At 54.1% G+C, this 26,359-nt stretch carries 24 protein-coding genes and 1 rRNA gene; 8 read left to right on the top strand and 17 right to left on the bottom strand.

Translation table 11 applies throughout. The features are described 5' to 3' along the window. Positions 1-20 precede the first annotated feature (20 nt). Both O1724_RS04540 and gmhB read right to left on the bottom strand, forming a co-directional pair. A 16S ribosomal RNA gene (locus O1724_RS04540) occupies positions 21-1,562 on the bottom strand. Positions 1,563-1,928: 366 nt separating this feature from the next. Continuing rightward, positions 1,929-2,495 carry a D-glycero-beta-D-manno-heptose 1,7-bisphosphate 7-phosphatase gene (gene gmhB, locus O1724_RS04535; RefSeq protein WP_003856122.1) on the bottom strand — a complete coding sequence of 189 codons (567 nt, stop codon included), beginning with the start codon at positions 2,493-2,495 and terminating at the stop codon, positions 1,929-1,931. A gap of 188 nt (positions 2,496-2,683) precedes the next feature. On the opposite strand from gmhB, the gene metN reads away from it, so the two are divergent. The 6 genes from metN (at position 2,684) to proS (ending at position 8,263) form a co-directional block, all read left to right on the top strand. Further along, on the top strand, positions 2,684-3,715 hold the full coding sequence (gene metN / locus O1724_RS04530) for a methionine ABC transporter ATP-binding protein MetN (RefSeq protein ID WP_032608553.1): 1,032 nt from the start codon (positions 2,684-2,686) through the stop codon (positions 3,713-3,715). Further along, complete coding sequence (locus O1724_RS04525; RefSeq protein WP_003856130.1) at positions 3,708-4,361, top strand: methionine ABC transporter permease MetI; 654 nt, start codon at positions 3,708-3,710, stop codon at positions 4,359-4,361. The genes metN and O1724_RS04525 overlap by 8 nt, the downstream gene beginning before the upstream one ends. 40 nt (positions 4,362-4,401) lie before the next feature. Further along, positions 4,402-5,217: a methionine ABC transporter substrate-binding lipoprotein MetQ gene (gene metQ, locus O1724_RS04520; protein ID WP_003856132.1), complete on the top strand. Its 816-nt coding sequence runs from the start codon at positions 4,402-4,404 to the stop codon at positions 5,215-5,217. Positions 5,218-5,323: 106 nt separating this feature from the next. Beyond that, positions 5,324-5,728 carry an Rcs stress response system protein RcsF gene (gene rcsF / locus O1724_RS04515; RefSeq protein ID WP_003856133.1) on the top strand — a complete coding sequence of 135 codons (405 nt, stop codon included), beginning with the start codon at positions 5,324-5,326 and terminating at the stop codon, positions 5,726-5,728. After that, positions 5,725-6,432 carry a tRNA (N6-threonylcarbamoyladenosine(37)-N6)-methyltransferase TrmO gene (tsaA, locus tag O1724_RS04510; protein ID WP_112017945.1) on the top strand — a complete coding sequence of 236 codons (708 nt, stop codon included), beginning with the start codon at positions 5,725-5,727 and terminating at the stop codon, positions 6,430-6,432. The genes rcsF and tsaA overlap by 4 nt, the downstream gene beginning before the upstream one ends. Before the next feature lie 112 nt (positions 6,433-6,544). Then, a complete protein-coding gene (gene proS / locus O1724_RS04505) occupies positions 6,545-8,263 on the top strand; it encodes a proline--tRNA ligase (protein WP_003856138.1) in 1,719 nt (572 codons plus the stop codon). A gap of 45 nt (positions 8,264-8,308) precedes the next feature. Here proS and nlpE read toward each other — a convergent pair whose 3' ends face one another. Genes nlpE through O1724_RS04490 form a run of 3 tightly spaced genes read right to left on the bottom strand, consistent with a single transcriptional unit; the run spans position 8,309 to position 10,004 of the window. After that, positions 8,309-9,007 carry an envelope stress response activation lipoprotein NlpE gene (gene nlpE / locus O1724_RS04500; RefSeq protein WP_017383734.1) on the bottom strand — a complete coding sequence of 233 codons (699 nt, stop codon included), beginning with the start codon at positions 9,005-9,007 and terminating at the stop codon, positions 8,309-8,311. A 38-nt stretch (positions 9,008-9,045) separates the two neighbouring features. Further along, a complete protein-coding gene (arfB, locus tag O1724_RS04495; protein ID WP_032608551.1) occupies positions 9,046-9,462 on the bottom strand; it encodes an alternative ribosome rescue aminoacyl-tRNA hydrolase ArfB in 417 nt (138 codons plus the stop codon). Continuing rightward, a complete protein-coding gene (locus O1724_RS04490) occupies positions 9,459-10,004 on the bottom strand; it encodes a YaeQ family protein (RefSeq protein WP_003856144.1) in 546 nt (181 codons plus the stop codon). Before O1724_RS04490 ends, arfB begins: the two co-directional genes overlap by 4 nt. 195 nt (positions 10,005-10,199) lie before the next feature. Here O1724_RS04490 and O1724_RS04485 point away from each other — a divergent pair, with 195 nt between their 5' ends. Both O1724_RS04485 and rof read left to right on the top strand, forming a co-directional pair. Continuing rightward, a complete protein-coding gene (locus O1724_RS04485; protein ID WP_368745297.1) occupies positions 10,200-10,400 on the top strand; it encodes a YaeP family protein in 201 nt (66 codons plus the stop codon). Beyond that, on the top strand, positions 10,387-10,647 hold the full coding sequence (gene rof, locus O1724_RS04480) for a Rho-binding antiterminator (RefSeq protein ID WP_003856148.1): 261 nt from the start codon (positions 10,387-10,389) through the stop codon (positions 10,645-10,647). The genes O1724_RS04485 and rof overlap by 14 nt, the downstream gene beginning before the upstream one ends. A 26-nt stretch (positions 10,648-10,673) precedes the next feature. Here rof and tilS read toward each other — a convergent pair whose 3' ends face one another. The 12 genes from tilS to bamA form a co-directional block, all read right to left on the bottom strand. Then, complete coding sequence (tilS, locus tag O1724_RS04475; protein ID WP_126297410.1) at positions 10,674-11,960, bottom strand: tRNA lysidine(34) synthetase TilS; 1,287 nt, start codon at positions 11,958-11,960, stop codon at positions 10,674-10,676. 58 nt (positions 11,961-12,018) lie between these two features. Beyond that, positions 12,019-12,408, bottom strand: coding sequence for a VOC family protein (locus O1724_RS04470; protein WP_003856151.1), 390 nt, complete (start codon positions 12,406-12,408; stop codon positions 12,019-12,021). A gap of 66 nt (positions 12,409-12,474) precedes the next feature. Next, entirely contained in the window at positions 12,475-14,607 is a 2,133-nt protein-coding gene (locus O1724_RS04465) for a lysine decarboxylase LdcC (protein ID WP_126297411.1), read from the bottom strand. A gap of 100 nt (positions 14,608-14,707) precedes the next feature. Next, complete coding sequence (gene accA / locus O1724_RS04460) at positions 14,708-15,667, bottom strand: acetyl-CoA carboxylase carboxyl transferase subunit alpha (protein ID WP_003856154.1); 960 nt, start codon at positions 15,665-15,667, stop codon at positions 14,708-14,710. Positions 15,668-15,679: 12 nt separating this feature from the next. Beyond that, entirely contained in the window at positions 15,680-19,162 is a 3,483-nt protein-coding gene (dnaE, locus tag O1724_RS04455) for a DNA polymerase III subunit alpha (protein WP_003856156.1), read from the bottom strand. A 38-nt stretch (positions 19,163-19,200) separates the two neighbouring features. Continuing rightward, positions 19,201-19,797 carry a ribonuclease HII gene (gene rnhB, locus O1724_RS04450; RefSeq protein ID WP_003856158.1) on the bottom strand — a complete coding sequence of 199 codons (597 nt, stop codon included), beginning with the start codon at positions 19,795-19,797 and terminating at the stop codon, positions 19,201-19,203. After that, on the bottom strand, positions 19,794-20,942 hold the full coding sequence (lpxB, locus tag O1724_RS04445; protein ID WP_003856161.1) for a lipid-A-disaccharide synthase: 1,149 nt from the start codon (positions 20,940-20,942) through the stop codon (positions 19,794-19,796). The genes rnhB and lpxB overlap by 4 nt, the downstream gene beginning before the upstream one ends. Next, on the bottom strand, positions 20,942-21,730 hold the full coding sequence (gene lpxA, locus O1724_RS04440) for an acyl-ACP--UDP-N-acetylglucosamine O-acyltransferase (RefSeq protein WP_003856164.1): 789 nt from the start codon (positions 21,728-21,730) through the stop codon (positions 20,942-20,944). Before lpxA ends, lpxB begins: the two co-directional genes overlap by 1 nt. A gap of 3 nt (positions 21,731-21,733) precedes the next feature. Beyond that, the gene (fabZ, locus tag O1724_RS04435) at positions 21,734-22,189 is read right to left on the bottom strand and encodes a 3-hydroxyacyl-ACP dehydratase FabZ (protein ID WP_003856165.1); all 456 of its coding nucleotides are present in this window, start codon (positions 22,187-22,189) and stop codon (positions 21,734-21,736) included. A gap of 104 nt (positions 22,190-22,293) precedes the next feature. Next, a complete protein-coding gene (gene lpxD / locus O1724_RS04430; protein ID WP_003856168.1) occupies positions 22,294-23,319 on the bottom strand; it encodes a UDP-3-O-(3-hydroxymyristoyl)glucosamine N-acyltransferase in 1,026 nt (341 codons plus the stop codon). Positions 23,320-23,322: 3 nt separating this feature from the next. Continuing rightward, positions 23,323-23,817: a molecular chaperone Skp gene (gene skp, locus O1724_RS04425; RefSeq protein WP_003856169.1), complete on the bottom strand. Its 495-nt coding sequence runs from the start codon at positions 23,815-23,817 to the stop codon at positions 23,323-23,325. Between the two features lie 123 nt (positions 23,818-23,940). Beyond that, positions 23,941-26,358 (bottom strand): outer membrane protein assembly factor BamA, encoded by a 2,418-nt coding sequence (gene bamA / locus O1724_RS04420; protein ID WP_003856172.1) that lies wholly within the window; start codon positions 26,356-26,358, stop codon positions 23,941-23,943. Between the last annotated feature and the right edge of the window lies 1 nt (position 26,359).

Genomic DNA, 26,359 nt, shown 5'->3' with positions numbered 1-26,359 from the left:
CAAAGGCAGGTTCTTTAAGGTAAGGAGGTGATCCAACCGCAGGTTCCCCTACGGTTACCTTGTTACGACTTCACCCCAGTCATGAATCACAAAGTGGTAAGCGCCCTCCCGAAGGTTAAGCTACCTACTTCTTTTGCAACCCACTCCCATGGTGTGACGGGCGGTGTGTACAAGGCCCGGGAACGTATTCACCGTGGCATTCTGATCCACGATTACTAGCGATTCCGACTTCATGGAGTCGAGTTGCAGACTCCAATCCGGACTACGACGCACTTTATGAGGTCCGCTTGCTCTCGCGAGGTCGCTTCTCTTTGTATGCGCCATTGTAGCACGTGTGTAGCCCTACTCGTAAGGGCCATGATGACTTGACGTCATCCCCACCTTCCTCCAGTTTATCACTGGCAGTCTCCTTTGAGTTCCCGGCCGGACCGCTGGCAACAAAGGATAAGGGTTGCGCTCGTTGCGGGACTTAACCCAACATTTCACAACACGAGCTGACGACAGCCATGCAGCACCTGTCTCAGAGTTCCCGAAGGCACCAAAGCATCTCTGCTAAGTTCTCTGGATGTCAAGAGTAGGTAAGGTTCTTCGCGTTGCATCGAATTAAACCACATGCTCCACCGCTTGTGCGGGCCCCCGTCAATTCATTTGAGTTTTAACCTTGCGGCCGTACTCCCCAGGCGGTCGACTTAACGCGTTAGCTCCGGAAGCCACGCCTCAAGGGCACAACCTCCAAGTCGACATCGTTTACGGCGTGGACTACCAGGGTATCTAATCCTGTTTGCTCCCCACGCTTTCGCACCTGAGCGTCAGTCTTTGTCCAGGGGGCCGCCTTCGCCACCGGTATTCCTCCAGATCTCTACGCATTTCACCGCTACACCTGGAATTCTACCCCCCTCTACAAGACTCTAGCCTGCCAGTTTCGAATGCAGTTCCCAGGTTGAGCCCGGGGATTTCACATCCGACTTGACAGACCGCCTGCGTGCGCTTTACGCCCAGTAATTCCGATTAACGCTTGCACCCTCCGTATTACCGCGGCTGCTGGCACGGAGTTAGCCGGTGCTTCTTCTGCGGGTAACGTCAATTGCTGAGGTTATTAACCTCAACACCTTCCTCCCCGCTGAAAGTACTTTACAACCCGAAGGCCTTCTTCATACACGCGGCATGGCTGCATCAGGCTTGCGCCCATTGTGCAATATTCCCCACTGCTGCCTCCCGTAGGAGTCTGGACCGTGTCTCAGTTCCAGTGTGGCTGGTCATCCTCTCAGACCAGCTAGGGATCGTCGCCTAGGTGAGCCGTTACCCCACCTACTAGCTAATCCCATCTGGGCACATCCGATGGCAAGAGGCCCGAAGGTCCCCCTCTTTGGTCTTGCGACGTTATGCGGTATTAGCTACCGTTTCCAGTAGTTATCCCCCTCCATCAGGCAGTTTCCCAGACATTACTCACCCGTCCGCCACTCGTCAGCGAAGCAGCAAGCTGCTTCCTGTTACCGTTCGACTTGCATGTGTTAGGCCTGCCGCCAGCGTTCAATCTGAGCCATGATCAAACTCTTCAATTTAAGTTTGATGCTCTTGAATTAAACTTCGTAATGAATTACGTGTTCACTCAGAGACTTGGTATTCATTTTTCGTCCGAGGACGTTAAGAATCCATGTCACTTTGAGTGCCCACACAGATTGTCTGATAAATTGTTAAAGAGCAGTTGCGACGCGCTTCAGCGCTCTGTCGCGAGGTGGCGTATATTACGCTTTCCTCTTTCAGAGTCAACCCTGATTTTCAGGATTTTTTCTCTTCAACCGACCGGGTTATCTGTGAAGTGATTCACATCCGCCGTGTCGATGGAGGCGCATTATAGGGAGCCGCCGAGGAATGACAAGCGGAAAAATGCATTTTTATTTCAACCGCTCACCTTTTCGCCAAAACGCCTATTTTTGGTGCTTTTTAATCTCTTTTGGCAGTTCTGCCAGACTAGTTATCACCCAGTCGGCTGCATTTTCTGCTTCTGGGGTGACCGGTTTACCGGTACGCACTAATACTTTGGTACCTACACCTGCCGCCGTTGCTGCCTGCATATCTTCCAGTTTATCGCCCACCATATAAGATGCGGCCATATCAATGTGCAGGAATTCCTGTGCAGAGATAAACATGCCCGGGTGTGGCTTACGGCAATCGCAGGTCTGACGATACGCCTCTACACTTCCCTGCGGGTGATGCGGACAATAATAGATGCCATCAAGATCGACGCCGCGATCGGCCAGAGACCAGTCCATCCATTCCGTCAGCGTCTCGAACTGCGCTTCGGTAAATTTACCCCGGGCGATACCGGACTGGTTAGTTACCACCACCAGCGCATAGCCCATCTCTTTCAACTGGCGCATGGCATCTATTACGCCCTCGATAAATTCGAACTCATCAATCTCATGGACGTAACCGTGATCCACATTAATAGTGCCGTCACGATCGAGAAAAATTGCGGGTACAGATTTTGCCACCGGTTTGCTCCTGAAAAAGGCTTGTTCGGCTAGTATCTCATGAATCGCAGCGCAATAAAGTGCTCATCGCAAAGAGGTGGATTGATTTAGACGTCTGGATGCCTTAACATCCATTTTGTTTACGGTCATTCCCCGTATCTGGCAGAAGAAAATGCCACGGCTAACTTACTTACGATAAAAATAATCTAATGATTAAACTTTCCAATATCACCAAAGTGTTCCAGCAGGGGAACCGAACCATTCAGGCGCTGAACAACGTCAGCCTGCATGTGCCTGCTGGTCAGATTTATGGCGTCATTGGCGCATCGGGTGCAGGTAAAAGTACGCTGATCCGTTGTGTTAACCTGCTTGAGCGCCCAACCCAGGGCAGCGTAGAAGTTGGCGGCCAGGAGCTTACCGCTCTCTCAGAAAAAGAACTCACCAAAGCGCGTCGCCAGATTGGCATGATTTTCCAGCACTTTAACCTGCTGGCCTCACGCACCGTTTTCGGTAACGTTGCGTTACCCCTGGAGCTTGATAACACACCAAAAGAAGAAATTACGCGTCGCGTCACCGAACTGCTCGATCTGGTTGGTCTGGGTGATAAACATGACAGCTACCCGGCAAATCTGTCCGGCGGGCAAAAACAGCGAGTAGCAATCGCTCGCGCGCTGGCAAGCAACCCAAAAGTGCTGCTGTGCGATGAAGCCACCAGCGCATTAGATCCGGCTACCACGCGCTCTATTCTGGAACTGTTAAAAGACATTAACCGTCGTCTGGGCCTGACTATCCTCCTTATTACGCATGAAATGGATGTAGTGAAACGTATCTGCGACTGTGTAGCAGTCATCAGCAACGGTGAGCTGATTGAGCAGGACACGGTGAGCGAAGTCTTCTCGCACCCGAAAACGCCGCTGGCTCAGCAGTTCATTCAGTCCACACTGCATCTTGATATTCCGGAAGATTATCTGGAACGTTTAAAAACAGACGCAACGCCTGACAGCGTCCCGATGCTGCGCATGGAGTTCACGGGCCAGTCCGTTGACGCACCGCTGCTGTCCGAAACCGCGCGTCGCTTTAACGTGAATAACAACATTATTAGCGCGCAGATGGACTACGCCGGTGGCGTGAAGTTCGGCATTATGCTGACGGAAATGCACGGCACACAGGAAGAAACCCAGGCGGCAATTGCCTGGCTGCAAGAACATCACGTAAAAGTAGAGGTACTGGGTTATGTCTGAGCCGATGATGTGGCTACTGGTTCGCGGCGTTTGGGAAACGCTGGCAATGACCTTCGTATCGGGCTTCTTTGGTTTTGTGATTGGGCTGCCGGTCGGCGTGTTGCTGTACGTCACGCGCCCGGGTCAAATTATTGAAAACGCGAAGCTGTATCGCACGCTCTCTGCGCTGGTGAACATTTTCCGGTCTATTCCGTTCATTATTCTGCTGGTGTGGATGATTCCGTTTACTCGCGTGATCGTCGGGACGTCGATTGGTTTGCAGGCGGCAATTGTCCCGCTGACAGTAGGCGCGGCACCGTTTATCGCCCGTATGGTGGAAAACGCCCTGCTGGAAATCCCAACAGGCCTGATTGAAGCTTCCCGCGCGATGGGTGCAACACCAATGCAGATCGTTCGCAAAGTACTGCTGCCAGAGGCGCTGCCTGGGCTGGTGAACGCAGCAACCATCACGCTTATCACCCTGGTCGGTTATTCCGCAATGGGCGGCGCCGTAGGTGCTGGCGGTTTAGGCCAGATTGGATATCAGTACGGCTATATTGGCTATAACGCTACCGTAATGAATACCGTTCTGGTATTGCTGGTTGTGCTGGTTTACTTAATTCAATTCTCTGGCGATCGTATCGTCCGGGCTGTTACGCATAAATAACGTTACAAACAACACAAACTCGACGAGTTAAGGATATAACATGGCGTTTAAATTTAAGACCTTCGCAGCAGTAGGCGCACTGATTGGCTCGCTGGCACTGGTGGGTTGCGGTCAGGACGAAAAAGATCCAAACCACATCAAAGTAGGCGTTATCGTCGGTGCAGAACAGCAGGTTGCTGAGGCCGCGCAGAAAATCGCTAAAGAGAAATATGGCCTGGACGTTGAACTGGTGACCTTCAACGATTACGTTCTGCCGAACGAAGCGCTGAGCAAAGGCGACATTGACGCTAACGCCTTCCAGCATAAACCGTACCTGGATCAGCAGATCAAAGATCGCGGCTACAAACTGGTTGCTGTCGGTAACACCTTCGTTTACCCGATTGCCGGCTACTCCAAGAAAATTAAATCTCTGGATGAACTCCAGCCGGGTTCACAGGTTGCCGTCCCTAACGACCCAACCAACCTTGGCCGTTCCCTGCTTCTGCTACAGAAAGTGGGCCTGATTAAACTGAAAGAAGGCGTTGGCCTGTTACCGACCGTTCTGGACGTAACCGAAAACCCGAAAAATCTGAAAATTGTTGAGCTGGAAGCACCACAGCTGCCACGTTCTCTGGACGATGCGCAGATCGCCCTGGCCGTGATCAACACCACTTACGCCAGCCAGATCGGCCTGACCCCAGCGAAAGATGGCATCTTCGTTGAAGATAAAGATTCCCCGTACGTCAACCTGATCGTGACTCGCGAAGACAACAAAGACGCGGAGAATGTGAAGAAATTCATACAGGCATATCAGTCTGAAGAAGTGTACCAGGAAGCCAATAAGGTGTTTAACGGCGGCGCGGTTAAAGGCTGGTAATCTCCCGGCAGTGTAATATCATCAAGACGGGCATTTGCCCGTCTTGTCATTTGTGCGGTCAACTGCTTCAATATCTGACGTTTTGATTATCCACTGAGGAATTATTATGCGTGCTTTACCGATCTGTCTTTTAGCACTGATGCTGAGCGGCTGTTCTATGCTAAGCAGATCTCCTGTTGAACCTGTTCAAAGCACTGCAACCCCGCCAAAAGCGGAGCCAGCAAAACCGAAAGCGCCTCGCGCTGCGCCGGTACGTATTATTACCAAAGCCGACGAGCTGGTCGGTAAGCCATTCCGTGAACTGGGCGAAGTGAGCGGCGAATCCTGCCAGGCAACGAATCAGGACTCTCCACCCAATATTCCGACAGCCCGCAAGCGTATGCAAATCAACGCGTCGAAAATGAAAGCCAACGCGGTGTTGCTGCACAGCTGTGAAGTCACCAGCGGCACACCAGGTTGCTATCGTCAGGCGGTATGTATCGGTTCTGCGCTTAACATTACGGCGAAATGAGTTCATTTCACTTCGAGCAGATAGGCGTTATCCGCTCCCCTTATAAAGAAAAGTTCGCCGTGCCGCGTCAGCCGGGTCTGGTCATTCACGGCGGCGGCGAGCTTCATCTTGTCGCGCCGTATAACCAGGCCGATGCAGTGCGCGGGCTTGAGGCGTTCAGCCATTTATGGGTGGTCTTTGTGTTTCACCAGACCATGGAAGGCGGCTGGCGTCCCACTGTGCGTCCTCCTCGTCTGGGCGGAAATGCCAGAATGGGTGTCTTTGCCACCCGCTCAACCTTTCGTCCCAACCCCATCGGAATGTCGCTGGTCGAGCTGAAAGGCATACGTTGTCAGAAAGATCAGGTGATCCTGGAGTTAGGTAGCCTTGACCTGGTTGATGGCACACCGGTCATAGATATTAAGCCTTACCTGCCCTTCGCCGAAGCGCTGCCGGATGCTCGGGCAAGCTATGCTCAGGACGCACCGCAGGCAGATATGCCGGTTCACTTCACGTCTGAAATAACGACGCAAATCAGCGAGCTGGAAAAGCGTTATCCACGTCTGCGTGACTTTATCGTTGAAGTGCTGGCGCAGGACCCCCGTCCCGCCTACCGTAAAGAAGAGGAAGCCGGGAAAACGTACGCCGTCTGGCTGCTGGACTTTAACGTGCGCTGGCGCGTGACTGCGGCGGGTTTTGAAGTGTTTGCCCTGGAACCCAGGTAATTTTGTTCTCCTCTCTTTTGGCATCTTTGCCACACTGGTAAACTAAACCACTTTTTTTGTGTCAGGCTGGTGTTTCAGCCTGTTCCAATCGTCGAAATGGAACCGTAACAACATGCGTACTAGCCAATATCTGCTCTCCACTCTGAAGGAGACACCTGCCGACGCCGAGGTGATCAGCCACCAGCTGATGCTGCGCGCCGGGATGATCCGCAAGCTGGCCTCCGGGTTATACACCTGGCTGCCGACCGGCGTGCGCGTCCTGAAAAAAGTCGAAAACATCGTGCGTGAAGAGATGAACAACGCCGGTGCTATCGAGGTGTTAATGCCGGTCGTTCAGCCCTCTGAACTGTGGCAGGAGAGCGGTCGCTGGGAGCAGTACGGTCCTGAACTGCTGCGTATTGCCGATCGTGGCGATCGTCCATTCGTCCTCGGCCCAACGCATGAAGAAGTGATCACCGATCTGATCCGTAACGAGCTGAGCTCTTACAAACAGCTGCCGCTGAACTTCTTCCAGATCCAGACCAAGTTCCGTGACGAAGTGCGTCCACGCTTTGGCGTCATGCGTTCTCGCGAGTTCCTGATGAAAGATGCTTACTCTTTCCATACTTCTCAGGAATCGCTGCAAGAGACCTACGACAAAATGTACGCGGCCTACAGTAAAATCTTCTCCCGCATGGGGCTGGATTTCCGTGCTGTACAGGCTGATACCGGTTCAATCGGCGGTAGCGCCTCCCATGAATTCCAGGTTCTGGCGCAGAGCGGCGAAGACGATGTGATCTTCTCTGACTCCTCTGATTACGCCGCGAACATCGAATTTGCAGAAGCGCTGGCACCAAAAGAACCACGCGGCGCGGCAACGCAAGAGATGACGCTGGTTGATACGCCAAACGCGAAAACCATCGCCGAGCTGGTTGAGCAGTTTACTCTGCCGATCGAAAAAACCGTGAAAACCCTGCTGGTGAAATCGGCTGAAGGTAGCGCTTATCCACTGGTTGCCCTGCTGGTACGAGGCGATCACGAGCTGAACGAAGTGAAAGCCGAGAAGCTGCCGCAGGTTGCCAGCCCGCTGACCTTCGCAACGGAAGCGGAGATCCGCGCCGTGGTGAATGCAGGTCCTGGTTCTCTGGGCCCGGTGAACATGCCTGTTCCGGTGGTCATTGACCGCACCGTTGCGGCGATGAGCGACTTCGCTGCGGGCGCAAACATCGACGGTAAACACTACTTCGGCATCAACTGGGATCGGGACGTGGCGACGCCGGAAGTGGCTGACATCCGTAACGTGGTCGCAGGCGATCCAAGCCCGGACGGCAAGGGTACCCTGATGATCAAACGCGGTATCGAAGTAGGCCACATCTTCCAGCTGGGCGATAAGTACTCACGCGCAATGAACGCTGCCGTTCAGGGCGAAGATGGTCGTAACCAGGTTCTGACCATGGGCTGCTACGGCATTGGCGTAACGCGCGTTGTTGCTGCCGCTATCGAGCAGAACTATGACGAACGCGGAATCGTCTGGCCGGATAACATCGCGCCGTTCCAGGTAGCGATCCTGCCAATGAACATGCACAAGTCTTACCGCGTGCAGGAGCTGGCTGAGAAACTCTACGCTGAGCTGAGCGCGAAAGGTATCGACGTGCTGATGGATGACCGTAAAGAGCGTCCTGGCGTGATGTTTGCTGACATGGAACTGATCGGTATTCCACATACCATCGTCATTGGCGACCGTAACCTCGACAGCGACGAGATTGAATACAAATACCGTCGCAACGGCGAAAAACAGATGATCAAGACGGGAGATATTCTTGATTACCTGGTGAAAGCCATCAAAGGTTAAGAAACAAAAAACCCCGCCAGTGCGGGGTTTTTTAATGGCTATATCTTATTTGCTTTCGCAGTCTTTCCCCGCAGCAAACTTCGCGTCTTTATCTGCCACCAGCGTTTTTACCAGCTCGCCGCTATCCGGGTTTGGCTCCAGCGTAAAATGCCCTTCAACCGTCAGCAACACTGGCTTACTGTCGTTGCCGCGCGCAACGGCATAGTCTCGCTCCAGCTGGGCATTGTTCGCCACGCTGACTTTCTTCCCGGTTGCACAGTCAGTGAAGATCGCCGCATCCGCCATGTAGAAATACATTCCTCGCATCGCCATTGGGGTGGCTGGCAGGGTCGCTTTCACCGGGGCCAACGTGTAGTTGAACTGGGATTCAATCGGATTGCCTTCGCGATCGAGCATCTCCATCCCCTCGCCTTTGGCGCGGAAGAAGGTTTTATCGCCCGTGGTATCCGTCAATACCAGCTTCTCAGCCGTACGCGCCCATGTTCCGTAAGATGCAAAAGAAGACGGTTCTTTCGCCCCCTGGTAACGCTGGTTCATGACCCAGGTGCCATCTTTTTGCAGGAACAGAGAGGTTTCGATGCCCTCGCAATCTGCACACGGTAATACGCCGCGCCAGCTTTGCTGCATCGGCTTTAATTCTTCATTTTGCGTTGGCTGTAGTACCTGCGTTTCCGAACGGTTATTACAGCCAAAAAGCGCAAACAGGCTTGTCACGGCCAGCGCTGATAATAATGCTTTTTTCACAATACTTTCCTTATGAAAAGGGTATCCCTTTCGTCACATTATGGGTGACGGACTTTGCCACGCAGTGATTTTACGGTGGATTTCTGCGCCTTCGATGACAACCGACGTTCTTTCGATGCCCGCGTTGGACGTGTTGCCCGGCGACTTTTTTGTACAGCCGTCAGCTCTTTGATGACCGCGACCAGCCGGGCAATTGCCGCTTCCCGGTTAAGCTCCTGGCTGCGAAACTCCTGCGCTTTAATCACTATCACACCCTCGCTGGTGATCAGGTGATGGCTGGCGGCAAGCAGGCTTTCTTTATAATACTCTGGCAGGCTGGAGGCCCGAATGTCAAAGCGCAAATGGATAGCCGTTGAGGCCTTGTTAACGTGCTGCCCCCCTGCGCCCTGGGCCCGGATAGCGGTGATCTCCAGCTCGTTATCAGGGATGCTGACATTTCGGGACAATACAATCATGATGCGGGCTGCCAGGCCGTGAGATGAATTTCCAGATTATTCTGAGAATCGGAAAGCCAGATGGCACCGTCCTGAATTGTTGCCTGTAGCGCCATCGTACGGCTGGCGAACGCACTCAGCTGCGCCAGCTGTTCATCATCCAGATACCAGACGGTAAGATTTTTGAACTGCGCACATTTATTTTTATTTTGTTGCCACCAGATCTCCGCCGCGCGCTGGTTGTAGGCAAACAACGCCACTTCAGCAGACTGGGTGCAGGCCTTTTTGATCCGGCGTTCATCCGGCAGGCCAAGCTCAATCCATAAATCGATACCCAGATGATCGTTGCGCAGCCAGGCTTCCGGTTCATCCTCCGCGCTTAAACCACGGGTAAATTGCAGACGCTCGTCGGCATACTTAATCCACGCCAGCAGGCGCAGCATCATGCGCTCCTGGGTTTCAGAAGGGTGACGCGCCAGCGTCAATGACGCATCCAGAAACTGGTTACGGTCAAGATCCGCCACATTGACCACAGCTTTATAAATAGTCGCTTTCAGCGCCATGAGAGAACTCCTTTCGAATCAGGCGTACATTGTAGCGAAAACCGCGGCAAAAGGCTGTTACGAGGTGGTGGCTCACTCTTATCAAGGCGCTGATATTGCTTAAATGAGTATGGTATAGTCACCTTGCTAAACCGAGTTTAACTTCGTAGGCTTAATGATATCTCACAGTAAGTCAGTACGCTGGCAGGAGGTGATGTGAATAATTATTGTGAGTTGATTCGCAGACGGTATGCTGAGATCGCCAGCGGAGATCTGGGGTACATTCCGGATGCGTTGGGCTGTGTATTGAACGTGCTAAATGAAGTGGCCTCTGATGAGAACCTTTCTGAATCGGTCAGGGAAAAAGCAGCGTATGCTGCGGCGAATTTACTGGTGAGCGATTATGTCGATGAATGATACTTATCAACCCATCAATTGTGATGACTATGACAACCTCGAACTCGCCTGCCAGCATCATTTAATACTGACGCTGGAGCTAAAAGATGGCGAAGTGCTAAAGGCAAAGGCCAGCGATCTGGTTTCCCGTAAAAATGTGGAATACCTGGTTGTGGAAGATGCAGGTGCAACGCGTGAGCTACGCCTCGACAAAATTGCCAGTTTCAGCCATCCGGAAATCGGCACCGTCGTGGTGAGCGAATCCTGATAACCAACGGGCAGCCAGGCTGCCCGTTACGCTTTCCATTCAAAATTAACACCCGCTTCAGCCCACCCCTCTTCAGTGATGAACACCCCTGCCGCCGCGATGAGCGTGTCGCCGTAAAACAGAAGCGGCGTGGTATCACGTCGCCAGGGCGGAACGTTCTGTTCCTGCCAGATTTTCTTCAGCTTACGCCCGCCGTTACGACCGACGATATGCAGCATGCCGCTGGCCCTGAAGCGTATGGTAACGTTCTCGTCCGGCTCAGGTAGACGCACATTGCCCGAATGACTTAACGCAACGACACCGGCATTCATCGGTAGCGTTAATGCTTTTTCCGGCGACGGCCAGTCGAGCACAACGTCAGCCAGCGACGGCACAGATTTTACCCACCAGAGTTGCCCTTTATAACGCCTGACGTCATAACCATTCAGGTGTATACACGGTGCGGCATCTTCCCTCGCCTGTGCAACTTCCTCCCAGATACGGTTGAGCATCGCCCGGGACGGCATAACCGCACGGTGGTAAGCCAGCCAGCGGCGAATCAGAGCAGCCCGACGCACGGGGCTCATCACCTTCAACGGCGCAACGTTCAGGGCACCGTCAGCGGTAATCAGTGTATTCAGCTCCCCGCTCAGCAACTCATCCAGCAAGCTTTCCTGTTCAGCACACAGCATGGCGCTTCTGGCCGCCGCTTCGGAAAAATGCGCCCAGCGCTCACTCAGCAGCGGTAAGACGCGCAGGCGCAGGAAGTTACGGTCGTAACTGTCGTCCTGATTGCTGTCGTCTTCAATCCAGCACAGATGATGCTGCTGCGCCCAGGCTTCCAGTGATGCGCGCGTCTCACCCAGTAGCGGGCGGATGAGCTCTGTTTCAGCAAAATCAGCGCGCTCAGGCATGGCGGATAAACCCGCAGGCCCGCTGCCCCGCTTGAGCGCCAGTAAAAACGTCTCGCACTGGTCGTCCAGATGCTGCGCGGTGACCAACGCTTCTCCAGGCTGTAATGCGCCAGAAAACGCGGCGTAGCGGGCTTTCCGCGCCTGCGCCTCAATACCCAGCCCCTCATCCTCAAGCGTGAAGCGTTCAACGATCAGCGGGATCTCCCACCCTGAGCACACCGCTTCGCAGTGCGCCACCCAGTCGTCGGCATGGGGGCTTAAGCCGTGATGGATATGCATCGCCCGCAGCTGGACGTCAGGCTCACGGTCGCGCCAGAGCTTAAGGCGGTGCAGCAAAACGGTGGAATCCAGGCCACCGCTGAACCCCACCAGCAGCTGGCGGTAGGGTGAAACGGCGTGCGCGATAGCGGGTAAGGTCATAGGAAATTACACATAAAAAATGCCCGAACTGAACGGGCATTATCACACATGACGGCGATTACTGCTGATAAAGCTCCAGCGGCAGGCCGTCCGGATCGTTGAAAAAAGTGAAACGTTTATCGGTAAAGGGATCGACACGAATCGCTTCGCAGGCCACGCCGTGGGCTTCCAGATGTTTTACCGCGCTGTCCAGGTCATCGACGCTGAAGGCCAGGTGGCGCAGGCCGCAGGCTTCCGGGCGTGAAGGACGCGCTGGCGGGAAAGGAAAAGAGAACAGCTCAATCACATATTGACCGTTTAACGCCAGATCGCCTTTCCAGGAGTCGCGCTCCTCACGGTAGGCCTCGCTCAACAGCGTAAAGCCGAGAACGTCGCAGTAGAATGCCTTACTTTTCGCATAATCGGTGGCAATGATCGCAATATGATGAACCGCTTTTAAACCCAGCATAGTTTCTCCTTTTTATGATGCCCTGAACGTTACAACCGACAACCCGCCCCTGGCAAGCGGCCCCTTTTATTTTAGGACTCTCACCCAGTACACGCCGTTATCGTCGCGTTTCGCGCCATGAATATCCGTTTCAAAGCCGGGATAGTGGCGCCCCACCGAACAGAGCATCAGCAGGAAATCGAGCACCGCCCGGCTCTCCTCAGTGATCATTTCACCCGGCATCAGCAGCGGCACGCCCGGCGGATAAGGCAGGATCATGTTGGCCGATACCCGCCCGACCAGGTTCTCCAGCTCAACGGTTTCAACCTCCCCTTTCACCTGGCGCTGCCACGCCCTGTGCGGCGTCAGCTTCATTTCAGGCAGAACATCAAATGCCTGCAACATCAGGCGCGGCAGATCGTGCTGGCGGATCAGCCTGTGAATCCCCTGGGCCAAATCCTGAATACGCATATTGCGGTAGAAGTCAGGATCTTCCGCGTAGAGATCCGGCAGCATGTTCTTCACCCGCAGGTTCAGATCGTATGCGCGCTTAAACTCCATCAGTCCCCTGAGCAGCCCCATCGCGCGGGTTTTATCGATCCCGATGCTGAACAGGAACAGCAGATTATAGGGGCCGGTTTTCTCCACCACCACGCCGCGCTCATCAAGGAACTTCGCCACCAGCGCTGCCGGGATCCCTTCCTCACCCATCACACCCTGCTCATCCATGCCCGGCGTCAGGATTGTCACCTTAACCGGATCGAGGAACATGTGGTCCGCATCAGCATCCCGAAAACCGTGCCAGCTCTCCCCCGGCGCGACGGGCCAGCATTCTGCCTCATCAATCTCTTCCGGCTGCCAGATATCAAAGAACCAGCAGTCCGCTTCATCTTTAAGTCGCTGAACCTCTTTTCGGAAATGCAACGCCCGCTCCACCGAACGATTGATCAGGCGTTTACCCGGATTACCGCGCAGCATCGCCGCCGCCGTTTCGATGGACGCCACCAGCGGGTAGCTTGGCGACGTGGTCGTGTGCATCATGAAAGCTTCGTTGAAGGTGTCCTCGTCGTACTCACCCTTGATGTGAATGAGAGACGCCTGGGAAAACGCGGCCAGCATTTTGTGCGTCGACTGCGTTTCGAAGAACACCTTGCCCGGCACCCGCTCGCCGCTCATCCCACTTTTACCCGAGTAAATCGGGTGGAAATTAGTGTAAGGCACCCACGCGGAGTCAAAGTGAATCGACGGCACGTCCAGCGTCTGCTTGATCCAGTTCGTGTTGTAAAGCAGCCCGTCATAGGTGGAGTTGGTGATCACCGCATGCACAGGCCAGCTTGCCTCGGGGATAGCCGCGATCTTATTTTCAATGGCTTCATGCGCGAACTCGCGGCGAGGAATGCCGCCGAGAATACCCAGCGCATTACGCGTAGGCGACAGCCAGAGCGGCACCACGTCGCTCATCATCAGCAAATGCGCCAGTGATTTATGGCAGTTTCGGTCAATCAGCAGCGTACTGCCGGCAGGCGCGGCGTACATCCCGACGATTTTGTTCGAGGTTGAGGTACCGTTGGTCACCATGTAGCTTTGCTCGGCGCCAAAGGTCCGGGCGATGTACTCTTCAGCTTCCAGATGCGGGCCGGTATGATCCAGCAGAGAGCCTAACTCGGTGACCGAAATCGACACGTCCGCCTTCAGCGTGTTACCGCCGAAGAAATCGTAGAACAGGCATCCCACCGGGCTTTTTTGATAGGCCGTTCCCGCCATATGGCCTGGCGTACAGAAGGTGTACTTCCCTTCTTTCACATAGGTGAACAATGCGCGCGTAAACGGCGGTGTGATGTTATCGAGGTATTCACCGGTGTACTGCTGAATGCGGGTCGCAATGTCCTCTGCAACGCCGAGTGAATATTCGAAGAACCACAGCGCCATACGCATATCGTGCGCACTCACGTCCATGGTCGAGTGAGTGTTGATAAAGGCGTACAGCGGAAGATATTCGTTGAGCTTATTGATATCGCTGCACAACTCCATGTCGTATTCGTCCCAGTCGAATATCACGCCACAGATGCGCGGATTGTGTTCGATAAATTTCAGCAGGTCGGCGCTGTTTTGCGGCCAGATCAGCTGATATCCGCGTGCTTTAAGGGCTTGCTCCAGCTCCTTGATGGGTTCGTCTTTATAAAAGACGCCGTGTGGCCCCATGATGGCAATGATGTTCATGGTTTACCTCCTTGAAAAACATCAGATAAGCATAGTTAAGGTAAACGGCAGGTATAAAAAAAGCCGCAACAATGTGCGGCTTTTAGGATAATTGTGAGGCTTACGCGTAACCGTAGGTCATCAGACGCTGATAACGACGGTTGAGCAGATCTTCTGTGCTCAGCACGTCCAGGTCCGCCAGGTCTGCCAGCAGCTGCGCTTTCAGGGAAGCAGCCATCACTTCCGGCTTACGATGCGCGCCACCCAGCGGTTCAGGGATAACGGTGTCGATCAGCTTCAGCTCTTTCAGACGTGGGGCAATGATGCCCATCGCTTCAGCAGCCAGCGGCGCTTTATCGGCACTTTTCCACAGGATGGAGGCACAGCCTTCCGGAGAGATAACGGAATAGGTACTGTACTGTAGCATATTCACTTTATCGCCCACGCCAATTGCCAGCGCACCGCCGGACCCACCTTCACCGATAACGGTACAGATGACCGGCACTTTCAGGCGAGACATCTCACGCAGGTTGCGTGCGATGGCTTCAGACTGACCACGCTCTTCGGCGCCAACCCCCGGGTAAGCACCCGGCGTGTCGATGAAGGTGATGATTGGCATATTGAAACGCTCAGCCATCTCCATCAGACGCAGGGCCTTACGGTAGCCTTCTGGAGCTGGCATACCGAAGTTACGACGGATTTTCTCTTTGGTTTCACGGCCTTTCTGATGACCAATGATCATCACCGGACGTCCATCCAGACGCGCGATACCGCCGACGATAGCTTTATCGTCAGCGTATGCGCGGTCGCCTGCCAGTTCGTCAAATTCGTCAAACGCCAGGCGGACATAATCCAGGGTGTACGGACGCTGTGGATGTCGCGCCAGCTGGGCGATCTGCCATGCGCCGAGATCGGCAAAGATTTTGCGCGTCAGTTCTACGCTTTTTTCGCGCAGACGATGCACTTCTTCGTCGATGTTAATATCCAGTTTTTCATCCTGACGGCTCACGGCTGTCAGAGAATCGATTTTCGCTTCCAGCTCTGCAATCGGCTGTTCGAAATCAAGGAAATTCAGACTCATAGTATTCCTGTATTAGTCAAACTCCAGTTCCACCTGCTCCGAACCAATGAGGCCACGGAGATCGTTCAGTAAACGATCGCTCGGAGAGACACGCCACGTTGCACCAAAGCGCAACCGCGCGCGTGCATCCGCCCTCTGATAGTAGAGATGTACTGGAATGGTCCCCGAGCGGTGGGGTTCCAGAGACTGACGGAGTCGGTTTAAAAGCTGGTCATCAATTTGCCTGTCCGTCAGCGAGATAGCAAGCCCGCGAGCATATTTTTCCCGGGCTTCGTCAATGTCCATCACTTCGCGGGCGGTCATTTTAAGCCCCCCGCTGAAGTCATCAAAGCTGACCTGTCCGCTGACGATAAGTATGCGGTCTTTTTCCAGCAATTGCTGGTATTTATCCAGCGCGTCGGTGAACAACATCACCTCCAGACGCCCGGAACGGTCATCCAGGGTACAGATGCCGATACGATTGCCGCGCTTGGTGACCATTACCCTTGCAGCAATCACGAGCCCCGCAGCCGTGGTGATTTTACCACGTTCTGTCGGATGCATGTCTTTAAGCCTGTGGCCGCCGACATAGCGCTCAATTTCTTTAAGATACTGGTTGATCGGGTGTCCCGTCAGGTACAGACCTAACGTTTCCCGCTCTCCATCCAGCACTACCTGTTCTGGCCACGGCTGGCAGTTGGAATAGGACTGCTCGATCTGCTCTGGCTCTTCCGCCAGCACGCCGAACATATCCGCCTGGCCAATGGCTTCCGCTTTCGCATGCTGATCGGCCGCCTTCAGCGCATCGCCGAGCGAGTTCATCAGCGCGGCGCGGTGTGGCCCCAGACGGTCAAACGCGCCGGACATGATCAGTTTTTCCAGCACGCGGCGGTTCAGTTTTTTGGTATCGGTACGGGCGCACAGATCGAACAGCTCACGGAAGTAGCCGCCGTTGTTACGCGCTTCAATGATCGCCTCGATCGGCCCCTCACCCACGCCCTTGATCGCGCCGATCCCATAGACGATTTCCCCGTCATCGTTAACGTGAAAATGATACAGGCCCGAGTTAATATCCGGCGGCAGGATCTTCAGCCCCATGCGCCAGCACTCGTCCACCAGGCCAACCACCTTCTCGGTGTTGTCCATATCGGCAGTCATTACCGCTGCCATAAACTCAGCGGGATAGTGAGCTTTCAGCCACAGCGTCTGATACGAAACCAAAGCATAGGCGGCGGAGTGAGATTTGTTAAATCCGTACCCGGCGAATTTCTCCACCAGGTCGAAGATTTTCATCGCCAGTTCGCCATCGATGCCGTTTTTCTTCGCTCCATCTTCAAAGATGGAGCGCTGCTTGGCCATCTCTTCCGGCTTTTTCTTACCCATCGCACGACGCAGCATGTCTGCGCCGCCAAGGGTATAACCCGAAAGTACCTGGGCGATCTGCATCACCTGTTCCTGATACAGGATGATGCCATAGGTTGGCTCCAGTACCGGTTTCAGGCTTTCATGCTGCCACTGAACGTCCGGGTAGGAAATTTCTTCGCGCCCGTGCTTACGGTCGATAAAGTTATCCACCATCCCCGACTGCAACGGCCCCGGACGGAACAGGGCCACCAGCGCGATCATATCTTCGAAGCAGTCGGGTTGCAGACGCTTAATCAAATCTTTCATGCCGCGGGATTCAAGCTGGAAGACGGCTGTCGTCTCCGAGCGTTGCAGCATGTCGAAACTTTTCTTGTCATCAAGCGGGATAGCCGCGATATCCAGCGGCGGTTCGCCGTTCTTCTCGCGACGGGCGTTGATCATCTCCAGCGCCCAGTTGATGATGGTGAGCGTACGCAGGCCGAGGAAGTCAAACTTCACCAGCCCGGCGTATTCCACGTCGTTCTTGTCGAACTGGGTGACCGGATGCTGGCCCGCTTCATCGCAGTACAGCGGCGCGAAGTCGGTGATTTTGGTCGGGGCGATAACCACGCCCCCCGCATGCTTACCGGCGTTACGCGTGACGCCTTCCAGCTTGCGCGCCATGTCGATCAGCGCTTTCACCTCTTCGTCGGCTTCGTAGATTTCCGGCAGCTGAGGTTCGGCTTCAAAGGCTTTCGCCAGGGTCATGCCCGGATCGGGCGGGACCAGCTTAGAGATACGATCGACAAAACCGTACGGGTGGCCCAGAACGCGGCCCACGTCGCGGATAACCGCTTTCGCCGCCATCGTCCCGAAGGTAATGATCTGTGAAACCGCATCACGACCGTACATATCGGCCACGTGCTCAATCACCTGGTCGCGTTTTTCCATGCAGAAGTCGACGTCAAAGTCGGGCATGGAGACACGTTCCGGGTTGAGGAAACGTTCGAACAGCAGGTCGAATTCCAACGGATCGAGGTCGGTGATTTTCAGTGCGTACGCCACCAGCGAGCCGGCACCGGAACCACGGCCCGGGCCTACCGGCACGCCGTTATCCTTCGACCACTGGATGAACTCCATCACGATCAGGAAGTAGCCAGGGAACCCCATCTGGTTGATCACCTGGAGTTCAATATCCAGGCGCTCGTCATATTCAGGACGCTTCTCTTTACGGACCGCTTCATCCGGGAAAAGGAATTCCAGACGCTCTTCCAGACCCTCTTTCGATTTCATGACCAGGAAATCTTCGGTGGTCATGTCGCCCGTCGGGAACTGCGGCAGGAAGTATTCGCCGAGACGCACGGTGACGTTACAGCGCTTGGCAATCTCTACGCTGTTTTCCAGCGCTTCCGGGATGTCCGAGAAAAGCTCACACATCTCCTCTTCGCTGCGCATGTACTGCTGCGATGAGTAGTTGCGCGGGCGTTTCGGATCGTCGAGGGTGAAGCCGTCGTGGATAGCGACGCGAATTTCATGCGCGTCAAAATCGCCCGCCTCAAGGAAGCGCACATCGTTGGTGGCCACTACAGGCAGGCCACGCGCTTCCGCCAGGGCGACGGCCGCATGCAGATAGCTCTCTTCGTCCGCACGCCCGGTACGGATCAGCTCCAGGTAATAGCGATCCGGGAAATACTCTTCGTAGAACGAGACGCACTGATCCACCAGCGCGTTGTTACCGCGCAGCAGACATTTTCCGACATCCCCCATACGACCACCGGAGATCAGCAGCAAACCTTCGTTCAGCTCTGCCAGCCAGTCGCGGTCAATCCATGGGCCCAGTGCGCCGTAGCCGCGCTGGTAGGCTTTTGAGATCAGCAGAGTGAGGTTCTGATAGCCCGTGTTATTCATGGCTAACACGGAAATTTGCGTCATCTCATCGCCGAGCAGGTCGCTCTGCACATGAAAATCCGCACCGACGATGGGCTTTAATCCTGCGCCATGCGCCGTTCCGTAGAACTTCACCAGGCCACACAGGTTGGTAAAATCGGTGATCGCCAGCGCAGGCATGCCAAGCGAGGCCGCCTTTTTTACCAGCGGCCCGGTCTTTGCCAGCCCATCGATCATGGAGTAGTCGCTATGCACCCGCAGGTGTACGAAACGTGGTTCAGCCATCTTCAAATCCCGCGTTACTTAATTGCTTGCGTCTTGATTCAGGACACCAGTCCCAGCGCGCGTTTCACCGGGCCAAAGCTGCGCCGATGATGTTCAGTTGCGCCATGTTCAGCCAGCTTTTCCAGATGGAAAGCCGTTGGATATCCCTTGTGCTGGGCGAAACCATACGCGGGATAAGTGAGGTCCAGCGCGGCCATTTCAGCATCGCGCGTCACTTTGGCAATGATTGACGCCGCACTGATTTCTGCGACGCGGCTATCGCCTTTAACAACAGCCATGGAAGGCATCGGCAACGCCGGGCAACGGTTACCGTCGATCAGTACATACTCAGGCACAATCTTCAGGCCCGCAACGGCACGCTGCATCGCCAGCATGGTAGCGTGCAGAATGTTTAGATCGTCAATCTCATGCGGTTCTGCGCGCCCGAGACTCCAGGCCAGCGCTTTCTCTTTAATTTCATCGAACAGCGCTAAACGACGCTTTTCGCTCAGTTTTTTCGAGTCGTTCAGGCCAACGATCGGGCGGGCTGGATCGAGGATCACCGCCGCGGTCACAACGGCACCCACTAACGGGCCACGACCGACTTCATCCACACCGGCAACGAGGTGGGTATGGGGATAAATAAATTCCATCATTGTGCTAACTCCAGCACCGCATCGGCCGCCTGCTCATCAGCATTACAGCGGATCAGTTGATGCAGTTCACGGAACGTATCGTGCATCTGGTGGCTGGTTTTACCGTTGGCCAGCAGCGGCAGCAGCGCATCTGCCAGCGCCTGCGGCTGGCATTCATCCTGCAAGAGCTCTTTCACCAGCTCGCGACCCGCAAGCAGGTTTGGCAGAGATACGTAATCTGTTTTTACCAGACGTTTTGCCAGCCAGAAGGTAAACGGCTTCATGCGATAACCGACCACCATTGGGCATTTTGCCAGCATACACTCCAGCGCAGCCGTGCCGGAAGCCAGCAGTGCGGCATCGCTCGCAAACATGGCTTGCCGCCCTTTTCCGTCCAGCAAGCGGACGTGAAGATCCGGGGCGACGTCGGCTTTGATACGCTCAAACTGCTCCCGGCGTTTGGCATTCACCAGCGGCACGACCACTTCAAGATCGGGGTAAGTCTTGCGAAGAATTTGCGCCGTTTTCAGGAAATCGGCACTGAGCATTTCAACTTCCGCACCCCGGCTTCCTGGCAGCAGCGCCAGACAATGCACATCATGCGGGATGCCCAGTTCGTCACGCGCCGCGTTTTTATCCGGATCCAGTGGCATGGCATCCGCCATGGTATGACCGATAAAACGGCACGGGACATTAAATCTGTCGTAAAACGCTTTTTCGAAAGGCAGAAAAGCCAGCACCAGATTGGTGGACCGTCCGATTTTGAAAACGCGTTTCTGTCGCCACGCCCACACGGATGGGCTGACGTAATGGATCGTTTTGATCCCCTGCTTTTTCAGGTTCCCTTCAAGGGTAATATTGAAATCAGGCGCATCAATGCCGACAAATACATCGGGCTTGAGGTCGGTAAAGCGGCGGGTAAGGTCGGCGCGGATATGCAGCAGGCGACGCAAGCGGCCCAGCACCTCGACGATGCCCATCACAGCCAGCTCTTCCATTTCATACCAGGCTTCGCAGCCTTCGGCCTGCATTAGCGGCCCAGCCACGCCCACAAAGCGGGCATTGGGTACACGGGCTTTAAGCGCGCGGATAAGACCTGCACCAAGAATATCGCCGGAGGTTTCTCCGGCGACCAGGGCGATGGTAAGCGGACGACTGTCGACCATTAACGAATCAGACCACGGGTTGAACGTTCAAAGAATTCCATGAACGTTTTCACTTCAGGGTGCTTATTCGCCAGCTCGGCAATTTCCGGCTTAGCCTCTTCCAGCGTTTTACCGCTACGGTACAGCAATTTGTACGCGTTGCGGATCGCGGTAATCGCTTCGCGGCTGAAGCCACGACGCTTGAGACCTTCAATGTTCACGCCAAACGGCGTGGCATGGTTGCCCTGCGCAATCACAAACGGTGGGACGTCCTGCGCCACACCGGAGCATCCGCCGACCATCACGTGTGCACCAATGATGCAGAACTGATGGACTGCGGTCATGCCGCCAATAATGGCGAAATCATCGACCGATACGTGTCCCGCCAGCGTTGCGTTGTTGGCGAGAATACAGCGGCTCCCCACGGTACAGTCGTGCGCAATGTGCGCATTAACCATAAACAGGTTGTCGCTGCCCACCTTCGTCAATCCACCGCCTTGCGTTGTACCACGATGAATGGTGACGCTTTCGCGAATGCGGTTACGATCGCCGATTTCCACGCGGGTCGGTTCGCCAGCATACTTGAGATCCTGGTTAACTTCGCCGATGGAGGCGAACTGATAGATCTCATTGTTGCAGCCAATGGTGGTATGACCATTCACGACAACGTGAGATTTCAGTACTGTACCCTCACCAATTTCGACATGGGGTCCAACAATACAAAACGGGCCGATGTGGACATTGGCACCAATGATGGCACCCGTTTCCACAATGGCGGTAGGATGAATAAAGGCGGATTTATCAATCACGTATCAGGCCTCCCGGCTACGCGCACACATCATTGTCGCTTCGCAAACAACTTTGCCGTCAACCATAGCTACGCCTTTGAAGCGAGTCAGGCCGCGACGCGTTTTTTCAAAAGTGACTTCCATGATCATTTGATCACCAGGCACGACCGGACGCTTGAAGCGCGCTTCATCGATACCCGCGAAGTAATAGAGTTCACCCGGTTCCAGTTTACCTACGCTTTTAAACGCCAGAATACCGGTAGCCTGTGCCATCGCTTCCAGGATCAATACCCCCGGGAAGATAGGCTTACCAGGGAAGTGCCCCTGGAAGAACGGCTCGTTAACGGAGACATTTTTCACTGCGCGCAGAAAACGACCTTCTTCAAAATCCAGCACACGGTCTACCAGTAAAAACGGATAGCGGTGCGGCAGAAGTTCTAAAATCTCTTCAATATGCAGAGTATGAGTGTCAGTAGTCAAAATACTCTTCCTGTCAAATGTACTAAGTAGCAATAATAACACGGCCTGCCGGTTTATAAACAAAGCCGACAGGCCGGGAAATTTAGCGTTAAACGGATGAACGCTTAGTCTTGTTGATCGATTTTGCGCTCAATCGCTTTGAGTCGCTTGCTCATATCATCAATATTCATCACCAGTGCAGCTGTTTTACGCCAGACCTTGTTCGGTTGCAGTGGAATACCGGAGGAATAAACGCCAGGCTCAGTGATTGGACGCATCACCATGCCCATCCCCGTCACCGTGACTTTGTCGCATATTTCCATATGGCCATTGATCACGCTGGCACCGCCAATCATGCAGTAACGGCCAATTTTCAGGCTGCCTGCCATGATAACACCACCCGCAACTGCGGTATTGTCGCCAATCACAACGTTATGTGCAATCTGGCACTGGTTGTCTATGATAACACCGTTACCAATAATGGTGTCGTCAAGCGCACCGCGGTCGATGGTGGTGCAAGCACCGATCTCCACACGATCGCCGATAATCACGCGACCCAGCTGAGGGATCTTAACCCAGTTACCCCGATCGTTAGCGTAACCAAATCCGTCAGAACCAATCACCGTGCTGGACTGTACGAGACAATTCTCGCCAATCTCAACCTCATGGTAGACAGAGACATTGGCCCACAGACGAGTCCCTGCGCCAATTTTCGTATTTTTTCCAACAAAGCAGCCTGGGCCAATCACCACGTTATCACCCAGCACGACGCCGGATTCGATAACGGCGTTTGCGCCGACTGATACGTTGTTACCCAGCTGAGCCGTCGGATCAATCGCAGCACTGGCTGCAATGTTCTGTGCCGGCTGCGGCGTGGTATCAAGAATTTGGGCCATGCGCGCATAGGTCAGGTAGGGATTTTTCACTACCAGTGCAGCGCTAGTGGCAAACGGAAGATCGTCCTGCGTCAGAACAACGGCAGACGCCTGGCACTGGGCCAGGTGTTCACGGTACTTAGGGCTTACCATGAAGGTAATAGTGCCTGCTTTAGCAGATTGCATGGACGCAACAGCGGTGATGACGATATCGCCATCACCGTGTAATTCTGCATCCAACTGCTGAGCTAAATCAGCCAGTCGAATTGAAGGCATTACTTATTTAACCTGTTTCAGAACATCAGCGGTGATGTCTTTAACATCGCTGCTGTTGAATGCAACGGCGTTCGAATCAACAACCAGATCGATGCTCTGATCGGCTGCGACTGCTTTAACGGCAGACTGAATACGCGTCACCAGTTTGCCACGCTCTTCGTTAGAACGACGCTGACGATCCTGCTCGAAAGCCTGCGCTTTCTGAGAGAAGGTCTGGCGCTGAGACATGACGTCTTTTTCCAGTTTGCTGCGCTCGCTCGCTTTCATGGTAGAACCATCACGCTGAAGACGCTGCATCTTGGACTGAAGATCACCTTCCATACGTTGCAGTTCGCTCGCACGGCCTTTGAATTCGTTTTCCAGCGTTGCAGAAACACCGGTTTTCTGTGCAACCTGCTGGAACAAATTACCCATGTTGACGATTGCAATTTTATCCGCTGCCTGAGCAGAAGTTGCCATCGCTAAACCGAGACCTGCAGCTAATAACCACTTTTTCACAATTAACTCCTTACCATCCCATTGGCACCCGAGGGGTACCGTTCTTTGCGTGGCAAGGCGATCGTTTTACCGATCGCCGGTTGTCAGCGCTACACTGCCAACGCATTCCATTGCAGCGGATTATTACCAGGTTTTACCAATGTTAAACTGGAACTGCTCCGCTTTGTCTCCATCGTATTTCTTAAACGGCTGGGCGTAAGAGAAGACCAACGGCCCCAGCGGTGACATCCATTGTAATGCGATACCTGCGGACATGCGAATGTTGCTCGGATCGCTGTAGTCCGGGACCCCCGCCGCACGCATCTGGGCGGTGTTCTCCCAGTTGGTGTCCCACACTGTACCTGCATCCATAAAGAAGGAGGTGCGGACAGAGTTTGCGTACTTGTCGCTGATAAACGGCGTAGGCGTGATGAACTCGAGGCTCGCCACGGCCATAGCGTTACCACCTACTGCGTCATCAGAGCTACATACTTGCTTAGGATCACGGCTTGCGCAGTTATCTTCGTCATTACCGCCGTAATAAACCGCTTTCGGACCAATGTTATTGGACTGGAAGCCACGCACGGTGCTTGAACCACCGGCGTAGAAGTTTTCATAGAACGGCAGTTCTTTGCTTCCAATACCGTCACCATAACCCCAACGGGTACGACCCAGAACAACCCACTTGTGATCTTCATCAATTGGGAAGTAGGACGCCGTATCCAGCGTGACCTTGTAGAACTCGTTATCCGAGCCCGGGATAGTCACTTTACCGTTCAGGTTGACACGTGAACCTTCCGTCGGGAAGTAGCCACGGTCAAGACGGTTGTAGGTCCAACCGTAGTTGAAGGTGAAGTCATCCGCGGCGAAACCGTTGTCATCGCTGGACGTACTCGCCGACTGACCGATGGAGTCCAGGTAACGCCACATCGCCACCTGCGGTTGCATGTTGGACAGGTCGTTATGCACGTACCCTAAACCTGCGCGCAGGGTGTTGTATTCGTTAACCGGGAAGCCGAGCGTACCATCCAGACCGTAACTCTTGTTGGTATACGAGGAGAGGTCCGCGTCATCCGCTTTAAAGTCGTTATAGAAGATACGACCGCCCAGGCTTACACCGTCAACGGTGAAGTATGGGTTGGTAACAGAGAACTCAGAGTAGGTCTGGTAGTCGTTTTTCGTCCCGTTGATACCGACAGAGTAGCCCGTACCCAGCCAGTTATCCTGCTGAACACCGACCTGGAAGCTCACGCCACTTTCAGTACCGTAACCAATACCAAAGTTGAAGCTACCGGTATTACGTTCTTTAACTTTATAAACAACATCAACCTGATCCGGACGACCTGGTACACGCTGAGTATCGGTATCGACCGTTTCGAAATAGCCCAGACGGTTCAGACGCTCTTTACCCTGGTCTACCAGATCGCTTCCCAGCCATGCCCCTTCCATCTGGCGCATTTCACGGCGCAGAACGGAGTCTTTAGAGGTATCGTTACCTTCGAAGCGGATCTTACGCACATAGAAACGGTTGCCCGCATCAACGTTAACGTGCAGCTTAACGGTTTTATCCGTGTCGTTAATTTCCGGCTGCGTTTGCACACGCGGATACGCATAACCATAACGGCCGAGCAGCTTCTTAATGCTGTCTTCCATTTTGGTGACTTTAGATCCGCTGTACAGATCGCCCGGCTGAATTTTGGTCAGAGATTCAATTTCAGCTGAATGTCCTGCCAGGTTGCCGCTGACTTCAACACCTGAAAGCGTGTACTTATCGCCTTCAGTGATGTTAACGGTAATGTAGATACCTTTCTTGTCCGGAGTCAGACTCACCTGAGTTGAATCGATGTTGAAACGGGCGTAACCGCGATCCAGATAGTAGCTGCGCAGGGTTTCAAGGTCACCCGCCAGTTTCTGTTTCTGGTATTTACGATCGCCCACCACGTTCCACCACGGCACTTCGTCACGCAGCTGGAAGTTGGAGATCAGTTCGTCGGTGCTGAACGCGTGGTTACCCACGATGTTGATCTGCTGGATCTTCGCAGAAACACCTTCCTGGAAGACCAGTTTCAGGTCGACACGGTTACGTGGCAGCGGTGTAACAACCGCTTTAACGCTCGCGCTGTATTTACCGACGCTGTAATAGAAATCTTCCAGACCTTTTTCAATGTCTGCAAGGGTTGTGCGGTCCAGAGATTCCCCCACACGAACACCCGATGCCTCAAGGTTCTGCTTGAGCATGTCATCTTTCACCGACTTGTTGCCGGAGAAAGTGATGCTGGCAATCGTTGGACGTTCTTTTACCTGAACCACCAGCGTATCACCATCGCGCAGGACACGGACGTCCTCAAAGTTGCCAGTGGCAAACAGAGCACGGATGGTGTTACTGATATCTTCATCATTAACCGTATCGCCGGGGCGCACAGGCATACTGAGGAGGGCCGCACCAACGGCGACACGCTGAAGGCCTTCGAAATGAATATCTTTCACTACGAACCCGTCAGCACCGTATACGGTCGCGCTGCTAAACAGCAGCGACGCTATGAGCAACTTTTTCATCGCCATC

Source organism: Enterobacter cloacae complex sp. HYC074_NIDB, assembly GCF_056673345.1.
The sequence above is the reverse complement of the archived record's forward strand: the minus strand, read 5'-3'. Positions and strand labels throughout refer to the sequence as shown.

Bases quoted from the DNA above. Each gene is read 5' to 3' on its own strand.
- proS (WP_003856138.1), top strand. From the start codon at position 6,545: ATGCGTACTAGCCAATATCTGCTCTCCACTCTGAAGGAGACACCTGCC.
- lpxB (WP_003856161.1), bottom strand. From the start codon at position 20,942: ATGGTCGACAGTCGTCCGCTTACCATCGCCCTGGTCGCCGGAGAAACC.
- rcsF (WP_003856133.1), top strand. From the start codon at position 5,324: ATGCGTGCTTTACCGATCTGTCTTTTAGCACTGATGCTGAGCGGCTGT.
- O1724_RS04470 (WP_003856151.1), bottom strand. From the start codon at position 12,408: ATGCTGGGTTTAAAAGCGGTTCATCATATTGCGATCATTGCCACCGAT.
- tsaA (WP_112017945.1), top strand. From the start codon at position 5,725: ATGAGTTCATTTCACTTCGAGCAGATAGGCGTTATCCGCTCCCCTTAT.
- arfB (WP_032608551.1), bottom strand. From the start codon at position 9,462: ATGATTGTATTGTCCCGAAATGTCAGCATCCCTGATAACGAGCTGGAG.
- O1724_RS04465 (WP_126297411.1), bottom strand. From the start codon at position 14,607: ATGAACATCATTGCCATCATGGGGCCACACGGCGTCTTTTATAAAGAC.
- lpxD (WP_003856168.1), bottom strand. From the start codon at position 23,319: ATGCCTTCAATTCGACTGGCTGATTTAGCTCAGCAGTTGGATGCAGAA.
- metN (WP_032608553.1), top strand. From the start codon at position 2,684: ATGATTAAACTTTCCAATATCACCAAAGTGTTCCAGCAGGGGAACCGA.
- accA (WP_003856154.1), bottom strand. From the start codon at position 15,667: ATGAGTCTGAATTTCCTTGATTTCGAACAGCCGATTGCAGAGCTGGAA.
- O1724_RS04490 (WP_003856144.1), bottom strand. From the start codon at position 10,004: ATGGCGCTGAAAGCGACTATTTATAAAGCTGTGGTCAATGTGGCGGAT.
- bamA (WP_003856172.1), bottom strand. From the start codon at position 26,358: ATGGCGATGAAAAAGTTGCTCATAGCGTCGCTGCTGTTTAGCAGCGCG.
- rnhB (WP_003856158.1), bottom strand. From the start codon at position 19,797: ATGATGGAATTTATTTATCCCCATACCCACCTCGTTGCCGGTGTGGAT.
- dnaE (WP_003856156.1), bottom strand. From the start codon at position 19,162: ATGGCTGAACCACGTTTCGTACACCTGCGGGTGCATAGCGACTACTCC.
- O1724_RS04525 (WP_003856130.1), top strand. From the start codon at position 3,708: ATGTCTGAGCCGATGATGTGGCTACTGGTTCGCGGCGTTTGGGAAACG.
- metQ (WP_003856132.1), top strand. From the start codon at position 4,402: ATGGCGTTTAAATTTAAGACCTTCGCAGCAGTAGGCGCACTGATTGGC.
- tilS (WP_126297410.1), bottom strand. From the start codon at position 11,960: ATGACCTTACCCGCTATCGCGCACGCCGTTTCACCCTACCGCCAGCTG.
- rof (WP_003856148.1), top strand. From the start codon at position 10,387: ATGTCGATGAATGATACTTATCAACCCATCAATTGTGATGACTATGAC.